This is a genomic window from Dyella sp. C9 (assembly GCF_003332825.1).
GTDB lineage: Bacteria > Pseudomonadota > Gammaproteobacteria > Xanthomonadales > Rhodanobacteraceae > Dyella.
In genome coordinates this window covers 25,328-43,731 of the sequence record NZ_QIRF01000004.1, presented here as the reverse complement: position 1 = coordinate 43,731, position 18,404 = coordinate 25,328, and the positions used below count along the sequence as shown (strand labels likewise).

Genomic DNA, 18,404 nt, shown 5'->3' with positions numbered 1-18,404 from the left:
TGCCGTGAAACACACCTTGTCGATCCTCCTGCAAAACGAATCCGGCGCGCTGATGCGCGTGGCGGGCCTGTTCGCCGCGCGCCACTGCAACATCGACTCGCTCACCGTGGCCGCCACGCGCGATCCCGCCGTGTCGCAGCTCACCCTGGTGATGCACGGCGCCGACGACACCATCGACCAGATCATCAAGCAGACGCGCAAGCTGGTGGACGTGATCGAAGTGAATCATCCGGCCAGCGCGCCTGCCCCATGAACGCCGTGGCGACACCGGCCGAGCGCGACCGGCTGAGCGAGCACGAACTGCTGCGGCTGACGGTGGGCGCGCGCGTCTACGACGTGGCGCGCGAGACCGCGCTGGAGCCCGCGCCGCTGCTGTCGGCGCGGCTGTGCCAGCCGGTGCTGCTCAAGCGCGAGGACCAGCAGCCGGTGTTCTCGTTCAAGCTGCGTGGCGCATACAACTGCATGGCGTCGCTGGATGCCGGGCAACGAGCGCGCGGCGTGATTGCCGCCTCGGCAGGCAACCATGCGCAGGGCGTGGCGCTCGCCGCGTCGCGCCTCGGCATCCGCGCGGTGATCGTGATGCCGGTGACGGCACCGCAGGTGAAGGTGGATGCGGTACGCCGCTTTGGCGGTGCGCAGGTCGAGGTGGTGCTGGCCGGCGATTCGTACAGCGACGCCCAGGCAACCGCCGCCCGACTGCAGCACGAGCACGGCTACACCTTCGTGCACCCGTTCGACGACCCGGCGGTGATCGCCGGCCAGGCCACCGTGGGCATGGAGCTGCTGCGGCAGCACCCCGGCCCGCTGCACGCGATCTTCGTGCCAGTCGGGGGCGGCGGCCTGCTGGCCGGCATTGCCGGCTACGTGAAGGCACTGCGGCCCGAGGTGAAGGTGATCGGCGTGCAGACCGCCGATTCCGACGCCATGGCGCGCTCGCTCGACGCCGGCGAACCGGTCAGCCTGGGCGAAGTGGGTCTGTTCTCCGATGGCACCGCGGTCAAGCGCGTGGGCGACCTCACCTTTGCGCTGTGCCAGCGCCATGTCGACGACATGCTGCGGGTGGATACCGACGCCATCTGCGCAGCCATCCGCGACGTGTTCCAGGAAACCCGCAGCGTGCCGGAGCCCGCCGGCGCCATGGCGCTTGCCGGCCTCAAGCAGTACGTGGCCAGCCACGGCGCGCAGGCCGCGCCGATGATCGCGGTAGTGTCCGGCGCCAACCTCAATTTCGACCGCCTGCGTTTCGTGGCCGAGCGCGCGGAAGTGGGCGAGCAGCGCGAGGCGGTGTTCGCGGTGACCATTCCGGAGGAACGCGGCAGTTTCCGCCGCTTCTGCACCGCGCTGGACCAGCGCAACATCACCGAATTCAACTACCGCATCGGCAGCGCCACCGAGGCGCATATCTTCGTCGGCGTGCAGACCACGCAGCGCGACGAACGCGATCGCCTGGTCGGCGCCTTCCACTCGCACGGCTTCGAGGTACTCGATCTCACCGACGACGAATTGGCCAAGCTGCACCTGCGCCACATGATCGGCGGGCGCTCGCCGCTGGCACGGCACGAGCTGCTGTACCGCTTCGAGTTTCCCGAGCGGCCCGGTGCGCTTACGCGCTTCCTCGGCCACATGCACCCGGACTGGAACATCAGCCTGTTCCATTACCGTAACCAGGGCGCGGATTACGGCCGCATCCTGGTGGGCATCCAGGTACCGACAAACGAGCGTGCGCTGTTCCAGGCCTTCCTCGATACGCTGGGCTATCCGTATCGCGACGAGAGCGAGAATCCGGCGTATCGGTTGCTGCTGCGGGAGTGAGGCGGCCCGGGTCGCGCACAGGGTGCGCTCCTACAGGGGCGCAACGCCCAGGCGCCCCGTCACATCACTCTTCCACGACTTCCAGTTCGAAGACGTGGTTGTCGTAGTCGCTGAAATACAGCGCGGTGTCCTGTCGTGCCATCTGGTAATCCAGCGCCAGCGCATCGAGCCGCGAGGCGCAGGCGAGCTGTTCAGCCTTGCTGACGGCGAACGCGATGTGGTCGCCATTGCGCGCGGCGGGGCCCTGGCCACGGATCAGCGCAAACTCCAGCCCGGCCAGTTGCACGATCACTTCCGGATGCGCATCGTCGGGGTCTTCCTCGCGCAGGATCCGCGCGTCGTCGAACACGCCGGTCAGCAGGTGCGCGCTGCGCGTGGGATGGCTGACGATCAGCGCGATGTGACTCAGGGCCCTGGGCATGGCGACGGCTCCGCTCCGTGGTGAAGCGCACAGTGTAAAGAGGCTGATGACCGTGGTGCGACAGGCCGCGCAGGGCAAACCGGCGCTGCGTCACGCCACGGGGGCTGCCGGGCCACGCTAAACTTGATGGATGGCTCCCACATCCCGCAAGCGCCAGCGGCGCAACCTGCCGACCTCCAGCACCGCGCGTCCGCGTCCCGGACCGACGGCTCGGCAGCCCGGCACGGCGCAGCCCGCCGACAGTTCTTCCCGCGCCACGCGCGTGCTGGACTGGCTGCTGCAGCGCCTGCCGGCGCCCTATCGCAGCAAGGCGCGCGACTACCTGGTGCTGACCCGCATGGATCGGCCGATCGGTGCCCTGCTCCTGCTGTGGCCGACCTGGTGGGCCCTGTGGCTGGCCGCGCACGACTTCCCGCCGGTGAAGCTGCTGGTGATCTTCACGCTCGGCGTGTTCTCCATGCGCGCCGCCGGTTGTGCCATCAACGACTTCGCCGACCGCAAGCTGGACCCGCAGGTGGCGCGCACCGCCGGCCGTCCCATCGCAGCGGGGCGGGTAAGCCCGCGCGAGGCGCTGATCGTGTTCGCCAGCCTGCTGGTGTTCTCCTTCGTGCTGGTGCTGTTCACCAACCGGCTCACCGTCTACATGTCTTTCGCCGGTGCCGCGCTGGCGGCGATCTACCCGTTCACCAAGCGCTACACCCACCTGCCGCAGGTGGTGCTGGGGGCGGCCTTTGGCTGGTCGATCCCGATGGCCTTCACCGCGGTGACCGGCACGGCCACCCACCCGGTCGGCTGGCTGCTGTTCATCGCCAACATCATCTGGTCGGTGATCTACGACACCCAGTACGCCATGGTGGACCGCGACGACGACATCAAGGCCGGCGCCAAGTCCACCGCGATCCTGTTCGGCGACGCCGACCTGCCGATCCTGGGCATTCTCATCGCCACCTTCCTGCTGGCCATGCTGTTGGTGGGCCAGCGCAGCGGCCTCGGCTGGCCGTACTGGCTGGGCCTGCTGGTGGCCGCCGGCCTGTTCGGCTGGCAGATGTGGCGCATCCGCGGACGCGAGCGCGACGCCTGCCTGTGGGCGTTCCGCAACAACAACTGGCTCGGCATGGCGCTGTGGATCGGCATCGTGCTGGCGCTGGCGGTACGCTGATCCCCGCCCGCAGGAGCGCACGCTGTGCGCGAAAACCCGACGAAGCGAAACGCCAAGGAGCGAGGGCGCAAGCACCCACACCCGTCGCGGCCTGCACGCCGGCCCCGGGTGGCCGGACCCGGCAGCCCCACGACTGATCCCTCGTCCCTGCTTCGATCCGGTCGCGCACAAGGTGCGCTCCTACACCGCCATGTCGATTTCGGTGGAGCTCGTTCGACGTGAGATTGAAGGCCACCCAAAGGGTGGCCGCCAACCCACGAGAAGGGAGCTACGAACATGCGATTCTTGGCCATGGTGCGCGCGACGGGCGCCTCGGAAGCGGGCGAGATGCCCAGCCCGAAGCTGCTGGAGGACATGGGCCGTTTCAATGAAGAGCTGGTGAAGGCCGGCATATTGCTGGCCGCCGAGGGGCTGCACCCCAGCCAGCGCGGTGCGCGCATCCGTTACGACGGTCGGCAGCGCACAGTGATCGATGGCCCCTTTGCCGAGACCAAGGAGCTGATCGCCGGTTTCTGGCTGTTGCAGTGCTCCTCGCTGGAGGAGGCCATCGAATGGCTCAAGCGCGCACCCAATCCGTTTGATGGCATGCCTTCGGAGGTCGAGATCCGCCGCGTGTTCGAGATGGAGGATTTCGGCGATGTACTCAACCCAGAGCAACGGCAGCACGAACAGCAGCTACGCGCCACCATCAACCAGCAGACCTGACCCGACGGAGATCCCACATGCTGATCCAGCCCTACCTGTTCTTCGACGGCCGCTGCGAAGAGGCCCTGGATTTCTACGGCAGGGCCATCGGTGCCCAGGTGCTTAACCTCAAGCGCTACAAGGACAACCCCGAGCCGGGCAGCGCCGGGCCCAATCCGCCGGACGGGAACAAGATCATGCACGCCAGCATGCGCATCGGCGATTCCACGGTGATGGCCTCCGATGGCATGTGCCGCGGGCAGACCGCTTTCCGCGGCTTCTCACTCACGCTGGAGACGGCCGATGACGCCGAGGCCAGCCGCCGCTTCAAGGCGCTGGCCGAAGGCGGCGAGATCACCCTGCCGCTGGCCAGGACGTTCTTCGCCAGCAGCTTCGGCATGCTGCGTGACCGCTTCGGCGTGAACTGGATGGTGATGGGGCCGGCCGCCTGAGCGTGGGCCGGCGCGCACTTGCGCCCGCCGGCGCCCGCTGCTGTGATCGGCTGCCATGACGGCAACCGACATCCATCGCACCATCGAGGCTGTCTGGCGCATCGAGTCGCCCCGCCTGATCGCCGGGCTTGCCCGCATCGTGCGCGACGTGGGCACGGCGGAGGAGCTGGCGCAGGACGCACTGGTCACTGCGCTGGAGCAGTGGCCCGCCAGCGGCGTTCCGCACAATCCCGGCGCCTGGTTGATGACCACCGCCAAGCGCCGGGCCATCGACCAGTTGCGCCGGCATGCCCTGCACCGGCGCAAGGAAGGCGAGCTGACCCGCGAGATCGAGGAGCAGCTCGAACAAAGCGTGGGGGATATGGATGCCATGCTGGACGATGCCATCGGCGACGACCTGCTGAGCCTGGTGTTCACCGCCTGCCACCCGGTGTTGTCCACCGACGCGCGGGTCGCGCTCACCTTGCGCCTGATCGGCGGCCTGACCACGCCGGAGATTGCCCGCGCCTTCCTGGTGCCCGAAGCCACCCTCGCCCAGCGCATCGTGCGGGCCAAGCGCACGCTGAGCGAGGCCAACGTACCGTTCGAGGTACCACGTGGCGAGGAACTCGCCGTACGCCTGGCCTCGGTGCTCGAGGTGGTCTACCTGATCTTCAACGAAGGCTACGCCGCCACCGCCGGCGACGACTGGATGCGCCCGGCGCTATGCGAGGAGGCCATGCGGCTGGGCCGCGTGCTGGCCGGGCTGGCGCCGGCCGAGCCGGAAGTGCACGGCCTGGTGGCATTGATGGAAATCCAGGCCTCGCGCACCGCCGCGCGCACCGGGCCGAACGGTGAGCCGATCCTGCTCACCGAGCAGAACCGCGCGCGTTGGGATCCCCTGCTGATCCGGCGCGGACTGGCCGCCCTGCAACGCGCCGAGGCGCTCGGCGGAGCCGAAGGCCCCTATGCGCTGCAGGCGGCCATTGCGGCCTGCCACGCGCGCGCGGCCCATGTGGAGGATACCGACTGGCCGCGCATCGCCGCGCTGTACGACAGGCTGGCGCAGCGCATGCCCTCGCCGGTGGTGGCGCTCAATCGCGCGGTGGCGCATGCAATGGCGTTCGGCCCCGAATCGGGTCTTGCCCAGGTCGACGCGCTACGCGACGAACCCCTGTTGCGCCATTACCACCTGCTGCCCGGCGTGCGCGGCGACCTGCTGCAACGGCTGGGACGACACGCCGAAGCACGCGAGGAATTCCTGCGCGCCGCCGAACTGGCGCGTAATGCGCGCGAACGCACGCTGATGCTGCAACGCGCGGCCCTTCTGCAGGATTTGCCCTGAGCCAGGCGCGGACTACTTTCCGTAGGCCGCCACGGCGTCCATCACGCGCGCCGAATACACCAACGCCGCACCGGCGTTGAGGGCCACCGCCACGCCCAGCGCCTCGGCGATCTCCTCGTGGCTGGCACCGTGCTTCAGCGCTTCGGCCGTGTGCACCGTGATGCAGCCATCGCAGCGCGTGGTAACCGCCACCGCCAACGCGATCAATTCGTGCGTCTTGGCATCCAGGTGACCGGTCTTCTTGCCGGCGTTGCTCAGCGTCTGGTAGCCGGCCACCGTATCGGGGCTCAACTTGCCGATGTCACCGATGCGAGCGAGGAGTTCCTTGCGGTACTCGGGCCAGTTCAACATGGGTAGTCTCCTTGAGGGATGCCAGGAGGGCGGTGACTGGCGCTTTGACGAGGTCCCCGCGCCAGCGGCGCGGGGACCTCACACTCAGTTGAGGGTGGCGACGTCGATACGCCCGGCGCGCGCCGCCTTCACCATCGCCGCATGATCGCGCTCGTTCTGGTCGGCGTAGGCCACCGAGAACGACGCGATGGCATCGGCGAAGGCGTCGCTCTTGCCAAGATAGGTCGACAGCAGCACGGCATCGCCCGAACGGGCATGCGCCCGTGCCAGCGCGTGGGCACACAGCCGCCCGTAGCGACGCAGATTGGGCGCCTGCATCAGCTCCACCTGCGGCGAGATCTTGGCGTCACGCAACTGGCGCAGGTAGAAGTGCCGATGCGGCCCTTCGGTCCAGCCGAGGAACATGTCGCTGGCCGATTGCATCAGGCGCTGTCCGGCCACCACGCGCTGTCCCTGGTGCGGGTAGACGTTCTTGCCGATGAAGGGGTCGATCACCGATTCGCGCGCTTCCTTGAACTGCAGGAACAGTGGATCGCCGTTGCCCGACACCATCAGCAGGATGCCGCAATAGGTTCCCACGCTGCCCACGCCCACCACCTTCACCGCCGAATCCACGATCTTGAAGCGATCCAGCAGCACGCGCCGCTCCGGCAGCAGCGACAGGCGATAGTTCTCGAAGGCCTTCTGGCGCTCGTCCTCGCTGACCTCGGACATGATCTTCTCGTCGTGGTAGATCAACGGCGGCTCGTCCTGGATGCGCGGCGGCGTGCCGCCCGCGGCGGTGAGCTTGATGAACTCCTTGGTGTGCGCCGTGTGCTCCATGGCCTTGCGCACGCTCTTGGAGGCGATCTTTTTCATCTGCTCGTCCTGGATGCGATCGATCACATCCTGCAGGTCAATGTGGTCGTACCAGGCATCCAGCAGTGCCATCCGCGCATACTCTGCGGTGTATTCGCGATAGGCCGTGGCAGCCTCCCATGCAATGCCACGTGCGTCGTCGGCCGAGCAACTGTTGGCGCGCGCCGCCACCACCAGGCTGGCGCACAAGCGCTTGACGTCCCACTCCCACGGACCCACGGTGGTCTCGTCGAAGTCGTTGATGTCGAACACCAGCTTGCGCTCGGGCGTGGCGAAGCCGCCGAAGTTCACCAGGTGGCAGTCGCCGCAGATCTGCAGATGGATGCCGGTGCTGACGGTGGTGGACAGGTCGCTGGCCATGATGGCGGCGGCGCCGCGATAGAACGCGAACGGCGACGCCATCATGCGTGCATAACGGATCGGCACCAGCGATTCGACGCGACCCTTGGAGGTTTCGATCAGGATGTCGACCGGGTCGCGCCGGTCCTTGGGCGCCTTCCAGCCACCCAGCGATTTGCGCGAGCACTGCTCGCGGATGCCCTTGGCCATGGCTTGCCGCAACTCGGGCGAGAGCAGCAGGCTCTGCTGGGAGATCGGCGCGGATGGCGTGACTTCGGGTGCGAACGGCAGCTTCGGGCTCTTGCGCCCCGCATGGCGTTCGGCGACCGGGGTGGTGGCTTGCTCGACGGTGGTAGACATGGATGCCCCCGACTCATGAGACATGGACAGAAATGGCTGGCGACGAGGCCAGTGCTCCATTTGACACCCGGGGGCAGTGAAGAAAAACCGTAAAAATACCGGCTTCTTCGTAAAGGCCAGGCGCTGGGTGCGTCGCATACGCGTCTTTCACGCAGGAGCCACCCGCGACACCCGATGCTGGGCGTGCGTCACCTCGAACACCACCAAGGATTTGCCCATGCGTGCTGCCCGCTGCCTGTGGATCACCCCGTTGTTGCTGGTGCTCGCCGGCTGCCAGTCCAGCGACCACCAGGCTGCCGAACGTGCTGCGGCCAGCGCGCCGACCACCAAGGAACCGGCGCCCGCCACCTCGGCGCCGGCGGCGGGAAATACGCCGGCACAAGCGGTTCACAGCTATGCCTACCAGTGCGGCGACCTCGCGGTGACCGGGCGCTTCACGCCGGACCAGGTGGAGCTTTCCTATGGCGGCAAGACGCTGGTGCTTCCGCACGCCGTCTCCGCCGATGGCGCGCGCTATGCGGACGCCAACGGCAACGAGTTCTGGGGCAAGGGCCTCAAGGACGCCACGTTCACCCTCGCCGGCGAGTCTCCGCGCACCTGCAGCGGCTCCGGCGAGGAACTGCCGGCCGCGGGCGGCTCGCCGTCCGGCTGAACGGCTGCGGCGCCCACGGGCCGGACGGCAAGCTTGCCCGCGTACCGCGCCTTGTGATGCCATGCCGCTGCGCCACCGGCCCGATCACCGGCGCGCCAGCGAGTCTTCCCCGTCGCGGAGAGCGTGAGCCATGCTCAAGGAATTCACCCAGACCCTGCTGCTGCTCGTCACCGGCCTGTTTCCCATCATCAATCCACCGGCCTCGGCGATGATCGTGCTGAGCATAGTGCCCAACGCCACGCCGGCGGAGCGCTCGGAGCTGGCCTGGCGCATCACCACCAACAGCCTGGCGATCCTGCTGGGCTCGCTGCTTCTCGGCGCCTACGTACTGTCCTTCTTCGGCATCTCCATTCCGGTGTTGCGCGTCGCGGGCGGCATCATCATCAGCATGGCCGGCTGGAACCTGCTGCAGAAACCCGACGACGACGACACCAAGGACGAAACCGCCGAACTGCAGGCCCAGCCGCGTCATGGCTCGCTTGCCGCCAAGGCGTTCTATCCACTGACCCTGCCGCTCACCGTGGGCCCCGGCTCCATCGCGGTGGCGATCGCGCTGGGCACTGGTTCACCACGCGAAGGCCTGTCGCTCGGCCACATCGCCGGCGTCGGCGCCGCCTTGCTGGTGCTGTGCGCCAGCATCTACATCTGCGTGCGCTTTGCCGGCGACCTGGAGCGGCTGCTGGGCAACATCGGCACCAAGATCACCATGCGCCTGTTTGCCTTCGTGATCTTCTGCATCGGCGTGCAACTGCTGTGGACGGGCTTGTCCGAGCTGCTGGATTCACTGCATTTCAAATAGACGTCCGCGGGCCCGTCAGCGCCGGTGCGGCGCACGCGCCAGTGCCCATAGGTCGACCCGCTGCACGCCTGCCCGGCGCAGGCATCGTGCGGCTTCCGCGAGGGTGGCGCCGGTGGTCATCACGTCGTCGAGCAGGGCGACGTGGGCAGGGATGGCCGTGCCGTCGCGTACCGCGAATGCACCACGCACGTTGCGGCGTCGCGCCAGTGCGCCGAGTTCGGTCTGCGCCTGGGTGGCACGCGTGCGTTGCAGCAGGTCGTGGCGCAACGGCAGTTTCAGGTCGCGGGCCAGCGGGCGGGCCAGCTCGATGGCCTGGTTGTAGCCGCGTTCGCGCAGGCGCGCCCGATGCAAGGGCATCGGTACGATCACCTGCGGCAAGGACATCAGGGGCGGCTCGCGCAGCCATAGCGTGGAAAGCACCCTGCCCGCCGCCAGCGAGCCGGCGAACTTGAAGCGCGACTCCAGCCGGTCCAGCGGCCAGCCATAACGAAAGGGCACCCAGGCCACCTGCCATGGCGGCGCGCGGCGCTGGCATTGGCCGCACAGGGCGGCCGCTTCGGCCAGCGGCAGGGCGCACCGTGCGCAGCAGCTGCGGTTGCGGGGCAGTTCGGCGGCGCAGGCCCGGCACAGGTCCAGTTCGTCCTCGCCCTGTGCGCCGCACAGCAGGCAATGCAGGGGCAGCAGGAAGCATCGCAGCGGGCGGCTGATGGCTTGCCAGGCGATTCGCGCATCCATGCGCCGGGGCCTCTCAGTCGCGCCGCCGGTAGATGGCGGCGTCCAGGCAGGACCACAGGTGGATGACCCAGCCCATGCGGATGATCCACAGGATGACCGCCAGCACGATCATCACCAGGGCGATCCACGGGCGCCGCTGCAACAACTGGCCCAGGCCAGGGATGAGCAGGCTGGCGATCGCTGCGGGCACCTTGCCGATGCCACCCTCACCTTCACTCATGCCGGAAGCTCCCAAGGCCGATTCCCCGATGGTAGCGGCTGCCATACGTTCGCGCATCGTCAACCTTAAGTCACGTTTAAAAGTTGACAGAGGCCAAACCGCTGCCACACTGTCGCGCTTTCTCCCCCCAGAGCTGTCGCCATGGCCCAACCGATCCGTCATGACTGGAGCCGCGCCGAAGTCGCCGCGCTGTTCGCCCTGCCGTTCAACGAACTGCTGCACCGCGCCCATTCGGTGCACCGCGAACACCATGATCCCAACGCCGTGCAGGTTTCCACCCTGCTCTCGATCAAGACCGGCGGCTGCCCCGAGGATTGCGCCTACTGCCCGCAGGCCGCGCGCTACGACACCGGCGTGCAGGCGCAGAAGCTGATGAGCGTGGAAGCCGTGGTAGCCCGCGCGCAGGCGGCCAAGAACGCCGGCGCCTCGCGCTTCTGCATGGGCGCCGCCTGGCGCAGCCCGAAGGACCGCGACGTGGCGAAGGTGGCCGAGATCGTGCGCGCGGTGAAGGGCCTGGGCCTGGAAACCTGCGCCACCCTGGGCATGCTCAACGGCGAGCAGGCCACCACGCTGAAGCAGGCCGGCCTGGACTACTACAACCACAATCTGGATACCGCACCGGAGTTCTACGGCGAGATCATCCACACGCGCCAGTACCAGGACCGCCTGGACACGCTGGAGCACGTGCGCGAAGCCGGCCTGAAGACCTGCTGCGGCGGCATCGTGGGCATGGGCGAGACGCGCGACCAGCGCGCCGGGCTCCTGCAGACGCTGGCCAACCTGCCCGAGCACCCCGAATCGGTGCCGATCAACCAGCTGGTGCAGGTGGAAGGCACGCCGCTCAACGGCACCGATGCGATCGATCCGTTCGACTTCGTGCGCACCATCGCCGTGGCGCGCATCCTGATGCCGGCTTCGATGGTGCGCCTCTCGGCCGGCCGCCAGCAGATGGACGACGCGGTGCAGGCGCTGTGCTTCTTCGCCGGCGCCAACTCGATCTTCTACGGCGAAAAGCTGCTCACCACCGGCAATCCGGACGTGGAACACGATCGCCAGCTGTTCAAGCGCCTGGACCTGCATCCGCTGGAAGTGGTGGAAGAGTCCAGCACGGTGCACGCGGACATCCTCGAGCACTGCGTGGCCTGACCGCTCCGCTGCAGGAGCGCACCCTGTGCGCGACCGGCGCCAGGGTGCCCCCGCTCCGTAGGCTTGTCGCGCACAAGGTGCGCTCCTGCACAGGGACCACGGAATGACTTGCCGCCCCGACCTGCTCCATCGCCTGGGCCTGTACGGTGCCGAACGCGCCCGTGCAGGCCTGCAGCGCCGCCTGCGCACCATCGATCGCGCCGACGGCCCGTGGGTGGAGCGCGACGGCCGCCGCCTGCTGTCCTTCTGCAGCAACGACTACCTGGGGCTGGCCCAACATCCCGCGCTGGTCGACGCGCTCAAGCGCGCGGCGGACAGCGATGGCGTCGGCAGCGGTTCGGCGCACCTGATCTGCGGGCATCGCCCGGCGCATGCCGCGCTGGAAGAGGCGCTGGCCGAGTGGACCGGGCGCGAGCGTGCGCTGTTGTTCTCCACCGGCTACATGGCCAACCTTGGCGTGATGCAGGCGCTGCTGCAGCACGGCGACCTGTGCGTGCAGGACAAGCTCAACCACGCCTGCCTGATCGATGGCGCGCAACTGGCCGGCGCCACGCTGAAGCGCTATCCGCATACCGACGTGGACGCGGCCGCGCGCCAGCTCGCCGGCCAGGCCGAAACCGGTGCGCTGCTCGCCACTGATGGCGTGTTCAGCATGGACGGCGACATCGCGCCGCTGCCCGGGCTCGCTGCGCTGTGCCACCGCGAAGGCGCCACCTTCATGGTCGACGACGCCCATGGGCTGGGCGTGCTGGGTGCGCGCGGGGAAGGCAGCGTGGCGGCGGCAGGGCTCGGCCAGGACGAGGTTCCCGTACTGATGGCCACGCTGGGCAAGGCGCTGGGTTGCAGCGGTGCCTTCGTGGCCGGCCCGGCCGCGCTGATCGACGGGCTGGTGCAGTCCGCCCGCACCTACATCTATACGACCGCGATGCCACCGGCACTGGCGGCCGCCACCCTGGCCGCAGTGCGGCTGGCCCAGGCCGAAGGCTGGCGGCGCGCCAAGCTGGAGGCGCTGATCGCCCGTTTCCGCCAGGGCGCCGCCCAGCTGGGCCTGCCGCTGATGCCCTCGCCCACCGCCATCCAGCCGCTGTTGCTGGGCCATGCGCAGGCCGCGCTCGATGCCTCCACCGCGCTGGAACGGCAGGGTTTCCTGGTCACCGCCATCCGTCCGCCGACCGTACCGCAGGGCAAGGCCCGCCTGCGCATCACGTTGTCGGCGGCACACGAGGAAACCGACGTGGACCGGCTGCTGGAGGCACTGTCCCGGGTGCCCACGGGGCAGCCCGTATAATGGCGGCCTTGTCGTACCCGCTCTCCCCCATGTCCATCATCAATCTCTCCGCCTACCGTTTCATCGGCCTCGACGACCTGCCGGCGCTGCGCGATCGCATCCGCGAGCGCTGCGAAGCGCTGGCCCTGAGGGGCACCATCCTGCTGGCGCCCGAGGGCATCAACCTGTTCCTCGCCGGCCCCGGCGAGCCCATCGAGGCCTTCATGGACTGGCTGCGCGAGGACCCGCGCTTCGCCGGACTGGAGCCGAAGGTGTCGATGTCCGACGCGGTGCCGTTCGCGCGCATGCGCGTGCGCCTGAAGAAGGAGATCATCACCATGCGCATGCCGGCGATCCGCCCGGAAGGCGAACGCGCGCCGTCGGTGGCGCCAGTGACGCTGCAGCGCTGGCTGGCGCAGGGCCATGACGACCACGGCCGCGAAGTGGTGCTGCTGGATACGCGCAACGACTACGAGACCGATGTCGGCCTGTTCGACCACGCGGTGGACTACCGCATCGCCAGCTTCACCGAGTTCCCCGCCGCGCTGGCCGCCGACCGAGCGCGCTACGAGGGCAAGACGGTGGTGTCGTACTGCACTGGCGGCATCCGCTGCGAAAAGGCCGCGCTGCACATGCAGGACATCGGCATCGAGCACGTGTACCAGCTCGAAGGCGGCATCCTGAAGTATTTCGAGGAAACCGACGGCGCGCACTGGCGCGGCGATTGTTTCGTGTTCGACGAGCGCGGTGCGCTGGACAAGAACCTCGCGCCCTCACTTCCGCTCCCCGCTGGCGGGGAGATTGGGGTGGGCGACCCGTCTTGCGAAAACCCGTCACAGCTCAACGCTACCGCGAGCATCCACCCCTCACCCCAACCCTCTCCCCAGCGGGGAGAGGGAGTACGGCGCGCATGAGTCTCCACATCGAAACCCACGGCCACGGCGAGATCCCCGTGGTGATCCTGCACGGCTGGGCCATGCACGGCGGCATGATGGAGCCGCTGTGCGACGTGCTGGCCGATCGCTGCACCATGCACGTGGTGGACCTGCCCGGCCACGGCTACTCGCGCGACAGCACGTTGTCGCTGGAGCCCTCAGCCTGTGCGCAGGCCATCGCCGAACGCACGCCGGCGGCGATCTGGATCGGCTGGTCGCTCGGCGGCCTGATCGCCATGACCGGCGCGCTGGAGCATCCGCAGCAGGTGCGCGGCCTCGGCGTCATCGACGGCACGCCGAAATTCTCGCGCAGCGATGACTGGCCGCACGGCAGCGATCCCAAGCTGGTGCGCCAGCTGGCGGAAGACCTGGAAACCGACTACCACGGCACGCTGGAGCGCTTCATCGCGCTGGAGGCCATGGGCAGCCGCGATCCGATGGCGGAAGTGCGCCACCTGCGCAGCCTGATCTTCACCCGCGGCGAGCCCAACCTGCGCGTGCTGCAGGAAGGCATCCGCATCCTGGAAACCAGCGATCGCCGCGCCGACCTCGCCGGCCTCGGCGTGCCCAGTGCGTGGATCGCGGGCCATCGCGACCGCATCGTGCCGCCGCCCGCCATGGCGTGGTCCGCCGGCCAGTCGCGCGGCGACTACGTGGAAATCGCCCACGCCGGCCACGCGCCGTTCTTCGGCTACGCCAACGACGTGGCGGCCGCGCTTGCACCGCTGCTGGACAGCTTCCAATGACGTCTTTGCATTTCGACCAGCGCCAGGTGCGCCGCAACTTCGGCCGTGCCGCCGGCACCTATGAGCAGCACGACGCGCTGCAGCGCGAGGTGCAGACCCTGCTGCTGGATCGCCTCGGCTTCTATCTGGAAACGCCCGAGCGCGTGGTCGACGTGGGTGCCGGCACCGGCCGCGGCACCGCATTGCTGCGCAAGCGCTACCCGAAGGCGCAGGTGATCGCCATGGACCTGGCGCTACCGATGCTGCAGGCGGCGAAGAAGCACGTCAGCTGGCTCAAGCCGTTCCAGCGCGTATGCGGCGAAGCCACTGCGCTGCCGCTGCCCGACCACAGCGTGGACGTGCTGCACTCCAACCTTTGCTTCCAGTGGATCGACGACCTGCCCGCGCTGTTCGGCGAATGCGTGCGCGTGCTCAAGCCCGGCGGCCTGCTGGTGTTCTCCACCTTCGGCCCCGACACCCTGAAGGAACTGCGCGCCGCCTGGGCCATGGCCGACGAGCAGCCCCACGTCAGCCGTTTCCTGGACATGCACGACCTGGGCGACGCCATGATCAACGCCGGCCTGCGTGACCCGGTGCTGGACGTGGACCGCTACACGCTCACCTACAGCGAGCCGCGCATGCTGCTCAAGGAGCTGCAGGGCCTGGGCGCCACCAATGCCGATCGCGAGCGCGAGCGCCACCTGCTGGGCAAGCAGCACTACCGCCGCATGCTGGCGGCCTACGAGACCATGCGCGTGGATGGCCGTATTCCCGCTACCTGGGAAGTGGTCACTGCCCATGCCTGGGGCCCGCCGCCGGGGCAGTCGCGCCGCATGGCCGGCGGCGGCGAAATGGCGAGCTTCTCGGTGGACAGCCTGCGCGGCTCGCGCCGCCGCTGAGCGCCGCCGGGCCGCCACCGCGGCCCGGCCAACCGGTATCAGTCGATACGGAAACGCGCCTCTTCCAGGCGGGCGTCGATGTAATGGTCGAGCCCGTCGACCGCCTTGTCGTCCCCATGACGTTCCGTGCATGGTGCCGGCGCTAGATTGCGCTGCGTGGGTACGTATTGGACTTGCGTCGCCGGCGCGACCTTGGATGACGTCGCCGGGGCTTTGGTGATGGCATAGCCGAACAGCAGCATGATCGCCTTCCTCCAGGCATGTCCGCTTGAGCGGACAACACCGACACTAGGCCAACGGCAGCCCTGCAAAAAGCGAGACTTTTGCATACCTGGATTGAGGCAACTTCAACATGGGCCGTCCGCCACTGACTGCGTTGCAAGGCTTCGTGCTTGCCGCGCGCACCGGCAATCTCTCGCTGGCGGCCCGCTACATGCACCTCACCACCAGCGCGCTCAGCCACCAGATCCGCGGCCTGGAGGATCGCCTCGGCCAGCGCGTGTTCGTGCGCGGCCCGCGCGGCGTGGACCTCACCCCTGAAGGCGCGCGGCTGCTGGCGCTGGTGGGGCCGCAGTTCGAGTCGATCGAGCGCGCGCTGAAGGAATTCAGCGCGCCACCCGGCGACCAGCTCACCCTCAGCGTGATGCCCTCGGTGGCCTCGAGCTGGCTGGTGCCGCGGCTGGCGCGCTTCATGGCCGAGCATCCGCACCTGCAACTGAATCTCCAGTCCTGCGTGGAGCTGGTGGATTTCGAGCGCGAGCCGGTAGATGCCGCGCTACGCTTCGGACCAGGCGAGTGGCCGGGCGTGCGCGCCGAGCACCTGTTCGACGACTGGATCACCCCGATCGCCAGTCCCGAGCTGATCCGGCGGCTGGGCCGCCCCACCCAGCGCCAGCTGGCGCAATGGCCGCTGCTGCGCGATCCGGAGAACCTGTGGGTGAAATGGTTCCACACGTTTGGCGGCGAGCCGCCCAAGCGCTATCTCGCGCATTTCGACGACACGGAAACCCTGCATCACGCCGCCATCGAAGGCATGGGCATCGCACTGGGCCGGCTCACCATGGCGCGGCCGCAGGTGGAATCAGGCCAGCTGCTGCTGCTCAGCCAGCGACGCCTGCGTTCCGACTACGCCCATTACCTGGTGTATCCGCCGCGCTCCGCGCAGCATCCGGCACTGCTGGCCTTTCGCGAGTGGCTGCTGCACGAGGCCCGACACTACGCGCAGGATCCGCAGCGCCTGCCGCGCGCGCCGGCGCGGCACCGGCATCACTGATCACACGGCGTCGTGGCGGAAGCAACTCACCACGTGGTCGTTGACCATCCCGGTGGCCTGCATGAAGGCGTAGCAGATGGTGGTGCCGACAAAGCGGAAGCCACGCTTCTTCAGCTCCTTGCTCATGCGATCGGACAAGGGCGTGCTGGCTGGCACCTGGTTCTGCGCAGTCCAGCGATTGCGGATCGGCTTGCCGTCCACGAACGACCACAGGTAATGATCCAGGCTGCCCAGCTCGTCGATCACCTTCAGCGCGGCGATGGCGTTGTCGCGCGTGGCGTACACCTTGAGGCGGTTGCGCACGATGCCCGGGTCGAGCAGCGCCTTCTCCAGTTCCTTGTCCTTCATCGCCGCCACGCGCGCGATGTCGAAATCGTGGAACACTCGCCGGTAGTGCTCGCGCTTGAGCAGAATGGTGCGCCACGACAGCCCCGCCTGCGCGCCTTCCAGGCACAGGAATTCGAACAGGGCCTGGTCGTCACGCAACGGCGTGCCCCACTCGGTGTCGTGATAGTCGTGCATGTCCGGGCTGTCGCCCCAGGGGCAGCGCGTGCGGGCCGCGGCTTTCGACGTCATGCGAGCATCCTTTTCAGGCAGCCGTCCCGCGGCCACCGACAAAACCAAGCAACGCCCCGGCCAGTGCGGCGACCACCGCGATCCACAGCCAGAACGAGAACACCAACGTGGGCAGCCACAGCAGTCCGGCCAGCAACAGCACGGCCGCCACCACGAACAGCCAGCGGCGCGCGGGCCGGCGCAGCAACAGGCCCAGGCAGGCGACCAGCAGGCACAGTGCGCCGATCACCGTCGGCACCGCCTTCACCACGGCGATCTCGCCGGCCTGCACCATCTGCACCAGCACCGGGAAGCGGAACAGCATGCCGACATAGCCGGCCAGTCCCACGCACGCGATCAAGCTGTTCCAAGCGCTCGTCCGAGCCATCACTACCCCTTGTCAGTTTCTGCGCGACTGGTAAGTTTCCCGGTCAGGCACGACGCTATCCCACCCCCGCGCGCCGGACAAGGGCACCACCTGTCGCACGCGCCGCCTCCCATCACGGATGTCCATGAACGCTCCTTCCTCATCGCGCGGCGCCGTACTGGCGTTGCTGGCCACCATCCTCATCTGGGCCTACAGCTGGGTGGTGATGAAGCAGGTGCTCAACCACGCAGGCCCGTTCGATTTCTCCGCGCTGCGCTATTCGCTCGGCGCGCTGGTGCTGTTTGGCGCCCTGCGGGTGCTGCGCCAGCCGCTGAAGCCGCCGCCGCTGCTGCCCACCGCGATGATCGGGCTGTGCCAGACCACCGCGTTCCAGGGCCTGGGCCAATGGGCGCTGGTGAACGGCGGCGCCGGGCGCATCGCGCTGCTGGCCTACACCATGCCGTTCTGGGCCGTGCTGCTGGCCTGGATCATCCTGGACGAGCGGCTCACGCCCCGTCGCTGGCTGGGGTTGGGTCTGGCCGCGATCGGGCTGGTATGCATCATCGAACCCTGGCATGGGCTGGGCAATGCCCGCAGCACCTTCCTGGCGATCGGCGCCGGCCTGGCCTGGGCCATGGGTACGGTGCTGAGCAAACGCGTGTTCATCCGCCACGCCCCCACGCCGCTGAACCTCACCGCCTGGCAGATGCTGTTCGGTGCACTCGCGCTGGTCGTGGTGGCGTTGTGCGTACCGCAGCGATCGATGGACTGGAACTGGAGCCTGGTCGCCGGCCTGGCCTACAGCGTGCTGATCGCCTCCAGCCTGGCCTGGGGCCTGTGGCTGCTGGTGCTGCATCGCCTGCCCACGGCGGTGGCCAGCGTGGCCAGTCTCGGCGTGCCCATCGTGAGCGTGCTGCTGGCCTGGGCGATCCTGCACGAACGCCCCAGCGCGATGGAGGGCGTGGGCATCGTGTTCATCCTGCTCGGCCTGCTCGCGGTAAGCGGGCTGCGCCTGCGGCGGGCTTGATCGGCGGCTCCGATCTCCCTGTAGGAGCGCACCCTGTTCGCGAC

At 68.4% G+C, this 18,404-nt stretch carries 23 protein-coding genes; 15 read left to right on the top strand and 8 right to left on the bottom strand.

The features are described 5' to 3' along the window. Positions 1–4: 4 nt before the first annotated feature. Both ilvN and ilvA read left to right on the top strand, forming a co-directional pair. Complete coding sequence (gene ilvN / locus DVU99_RS07140) at positions 5–253, top strand: acetolactate synthase small subunit (protein WP_114239531.1); 249 nt, start codon at positions 5–7, stop codon at positions 251–253. Continuing rightward, positions 250–1,812 (top strand): threonine ammonia-lyase, biosynthetic, encoded by a 1,563-nt coding sequence (gene ilvA / locus DVU99_RS07135; RefSeq protein ID WP_114239530.1) that lies wholly within the window; start codon positions 250–252, stop codon positions 1,810–1,812. Before ilvN ends, ilvA begins: the two co-directional genes overlap by 4 nt. A gap of 64 nt (positions 1,813–1,876) precedes the next feature. On the opposite strand, the gene DVU99_RS07130 is transcribed toward ilvA, so the two are convergent. Further along, a complete protein-coding gene (locus DVU99_RS07130; RefSeq protein WP_114239529.1) occupies positions 1,877–2,233 on the bottom strand; it encodes a hypothetical protein in 357 nt (118 codons plus the stop codon). 130 nt (positions 2,234–2,363) lie between these two features. Here DVU99_RS07130 and ubiA point away from each other — a divergent pair, with 130 nt between their 5' ends. The 4 genes from ubiA (at position 2,364) to DVU99_RS07110 (ending at position 5,852) form a co-directional block, all read left to right on the top strand. Next, positions 2,364–3,392, top strand: a complete 1,029-nt coding sequence (gene ubiA, locus DVU99_RS07125) for a 4-hydroxybenzoate octaprenyltransferase (RefSeq protein WP_114239528.1) — start codon at positions 2,364–2,366, stop codon at positions 3,390–3,392. Between the two features lie 276 nt (positions 3,393–3,668). Then, on the top strand, positions 3,669–4,097 hold the full coding sequence (locus DVU99_RS07120) for a YciI family protein (protein ID WP_114239527.1): 429 nt from the start codon (positions 3,669–3,671) through the stop codon (positions 4,095–4,097). A gap of 17 nt (positions 4,098–4,114) precedes the next feature. Next, on the top strand, positions 4,115–4,528 hold the full coding sequence (locus DVU99_RS07115; RefSeq protein WP_114239526.1) for a VOC family protein: 414 nt from the start codon (positions 4,115–4,117) through the stop codon (positions 4,526–4,528). A gap of 55 nt (positions 4,529–4,583) precedes the next feature. Further along, a complete protein-coding gene (locus tag DVU99_RS07110; RefSeq protein WP_114239525.1) occupies positions 4,584–5,852 on the top strand; it encodes an RNA polymerase sigma factor in 1,269 nt (422 codons plus the stop codon). 12 nt (positions 5,853–5,864) lie between these two features. On the opposite strand, the gene DVU99_RS07105 is transcribed toward DVU99_RS07110, so the two are convergent. Together DVU99_RS07105 and DVU99_RS07100 are read right to left on the bottom strand one after the other, a co-directional pair. Further along, complete coding sequence (locus DVU99_RS07105) at positions 5,865–6,203, bottom strand: carboxymuconolactone decarboxylase family protein (protein WP_114239524.1); 339 nt, start codon at positions 6,201–6,203, stop codon at positions 5,865–5,867. A gap of 84 nt (positions 6,204–6,287) precedes the next feature. Then, positions 6,288–7,760: a DUF2252 domain-containing protein gene (locus DVU99_RS07100; protein ID WP_232823496.1), complete on the bottom strand. Its 1,473-nt coding sequence runs from the start codon at positions 7,758–7,760 to the stop codon at positions 6,288–6,290. Positions 7,761–7,977: 217 nt separating this feature from the next. On the opposite strand from DVU99_RS07100, the gene DVU99_RS07095 reads away from it, so the two are divergent. Both DVU99_RS07095 and DVU99_RS07090 read left to right on the top strand, forming a co-directional pair. Then, positions 7,978–8,412, top strand: coding sequence for an MliC family protein (locus DVU99_RS07095; protein WP_114239523.1), 435 nt, complete (start codon positions 7,978–7,980; stop codon positions 8,410–8,412). Between the two features lie 130 nt (positions 8,413–8,542). Further along, positions 8,543–9,211: a MarC family protein gene (locus tag DVU99_RS07090; protein ID WP_114239522.1), complete on the top strand. Its 669-nt coding sequence runs from the start codon at positions 8,543–8,545 to the stop codon at positions 9,209–9,211. A 15-nt stretch (positions 9,212–9,226) separates the two neighbouring features. On the opposite strand, the gene DVU99_RS07085 is transcribed toward DVU99_RS07090, so the two are convergent. Together DVU99_RS07085 and DVU99_RS07080 are read right to left on the bottom strand one after the other, a co-directional pair. Then, positions 9,227–9,946: a ComF family protein gene (locus DVU99_RS07085; RefSeq protein ID WP_114239521.1), complete on the bottom strand. Its 720-nt coding sequence runs from the start codon at positions 9,944–9,946 to the stop codon at positions 9,227–9,229. Between the two features lie 13 nt (positions 9,947–9,959). Beyond that, positions 9,960–10,166, bottom strand: coding sequence for a hypothetical protein (locus DVU99_RS07080; protein ID WP_114239520.1), 207 nt, complete (start codon positions 10,164–10,166; stop codon positions 9,960–9,962). A 141-nt stretch (positions 10,167–10,307) separates the two neighbouring features. On the opposite strand from DVU99_RS07080, the gene bioB reads away from it, so the two are divergent. The 5 genes from bioB to bioC all read left to right on the top strand — a co-directional run bounded on the left by bioB (position 10,308) and on the right by bioC (position 15,138). Beyond that, the gene (bioB, locus tag DVU99_RS07075; RefSeq protein ID WP_114239519.1) at positions 10,308–11,312 is read left to right on the top strand and encodes a biotin synthase BioB; all 1,005 of its coding nucleotides are present in this window, start codon (positions 10,308–10,310) and stop codon (positions 11,310–11,312) included. Between the two features lie 103 nt (positions 11,313–11,415). Continuing rightward, positions 11,416–12,600, top strand: a complete 1,185-nt coding sequence (gene bioF / locus DVU99_RS07070; RefSeq protein WP_114239518.1) for an 8-amino-7-oxononanoate synthase — start codon at positions 11,416–11,418, stop codon at positions 12,598–12,600. A gap of 29 nt (positions 12,601–12,629) precedes the next feature. Next, positions 12,630–13,493 (top strand): sulfurtransferase, encoded by an 864-nt coding sequence (locus DVU99_RS07065; protein WP_114239517.1) that lies wholly within the window; start codon positions 12,630–12,632, stop codon positions 13,491–13,493. Next, the gene (gene bioH / locus DVU99_RS07060; RefSeq protein WP_114239516.1) at positions 13,490–14,260 is read left to right on the top strand and encodes a pimeloyl-ACP methyl ester esterase BioH; all 771 of its coding nucleotides are present in this window, start codon (positions 13,490–13,492) and stop codon (positions 14,258–14,260) included. The genes DVU99_RS07065 and bioH overlap by 4 nt, the downstream gene beginning before the upstream one ends. Then, positions 14,257–15,138 carry a malonyl-ACP O-methyltransferase BioC gene (gene bioC / locus DVU99_RS07055; protein ID WP_114239515.1) on the top strand — a complete coding sequence of 294 codons (882 nt, stop codon included), beginning with the start codon at positions 14,257–14,259 and terminating at the stop codon, positions 15,136–15,138. The genes bioH and bioC overlap by 4 nt, the downstream gene beginning before the upstream one ends. A 38-nt stretch (positions 15,139–15,176) precedes the next feature. On the opposite strand, the gene DVU99_RS07050 is transcribed toward bioC, so the two are convergent. Further along, positions 15,177–15,380 (bottom strand): hypothetical protein, encoded by a 204-nt coding sequence (locus tag DVU99_RS07050; RefSeq protein ID WP_114239514.1) that lies wholly within the window; start codon positions 15,378–15,380, stop codon positions 15,177–15,179. Positions 15,381–15,490: 110 nt separating this feature from the next. On the opposite strand from DVU99_RS07050, the gene DVU99_RS07045 reads away from it, so the two are divergent. Next, positions 15,491–16,411 (top strand): LysR substrate-binding domain-containing protein, encoded by a 921-nt coding sequence (locus DVU99_RS07045; protein WP_114239513.1) that lies wholly within the window; start codon positions 15,491–15,493, stop codon positions 16,409–16,411. On the opposite strand, the gene DVU99_RS07040 is transcribed toward DVU99_RS07045, so the two are convergent. Further along, positions 16,412–16,987, bottom strand: a complete 576-nt coding sequence (locus DVU99_RS07040; RefSeq protein WP_114239512.1) for a DNA-3-methyladenine glycosylase I — start codon at positions 16,985–16,987, stop codon at positions 16,412–16,414. A 13-nt stretch (positions 16,988–17,000) separates the two neighbouring features. Further along, on the bottom strand, positions 17,001–17,327 hold the full coding sequence (locus DVU99_RS07035) for a hypothetical protein (RefSeq protein WP_157971372.1): 327 nt from the start codon (positions 17,325–17,327) through the stop codon (positions 17,001–17,003). 151 nt (positions 17,328–17,478) lie between these two features. Here DVU99_RS07035 and DVU99_RS07030 point away from each other — a divergent pair, with 151 nt between their 5' ends. Next, positions 17,479–18,360: a DMT family transporter gene (locus DVU99_RS07030; protein WP_114239510.1), complete on the top strand. Its 882-nt coding sequence runs from the start codon at positions 17,479–17,481 to the stop codon at positions 18,358–18,360. Positions 18,361–18,404 lie beyond the last annotated feature (44 nt).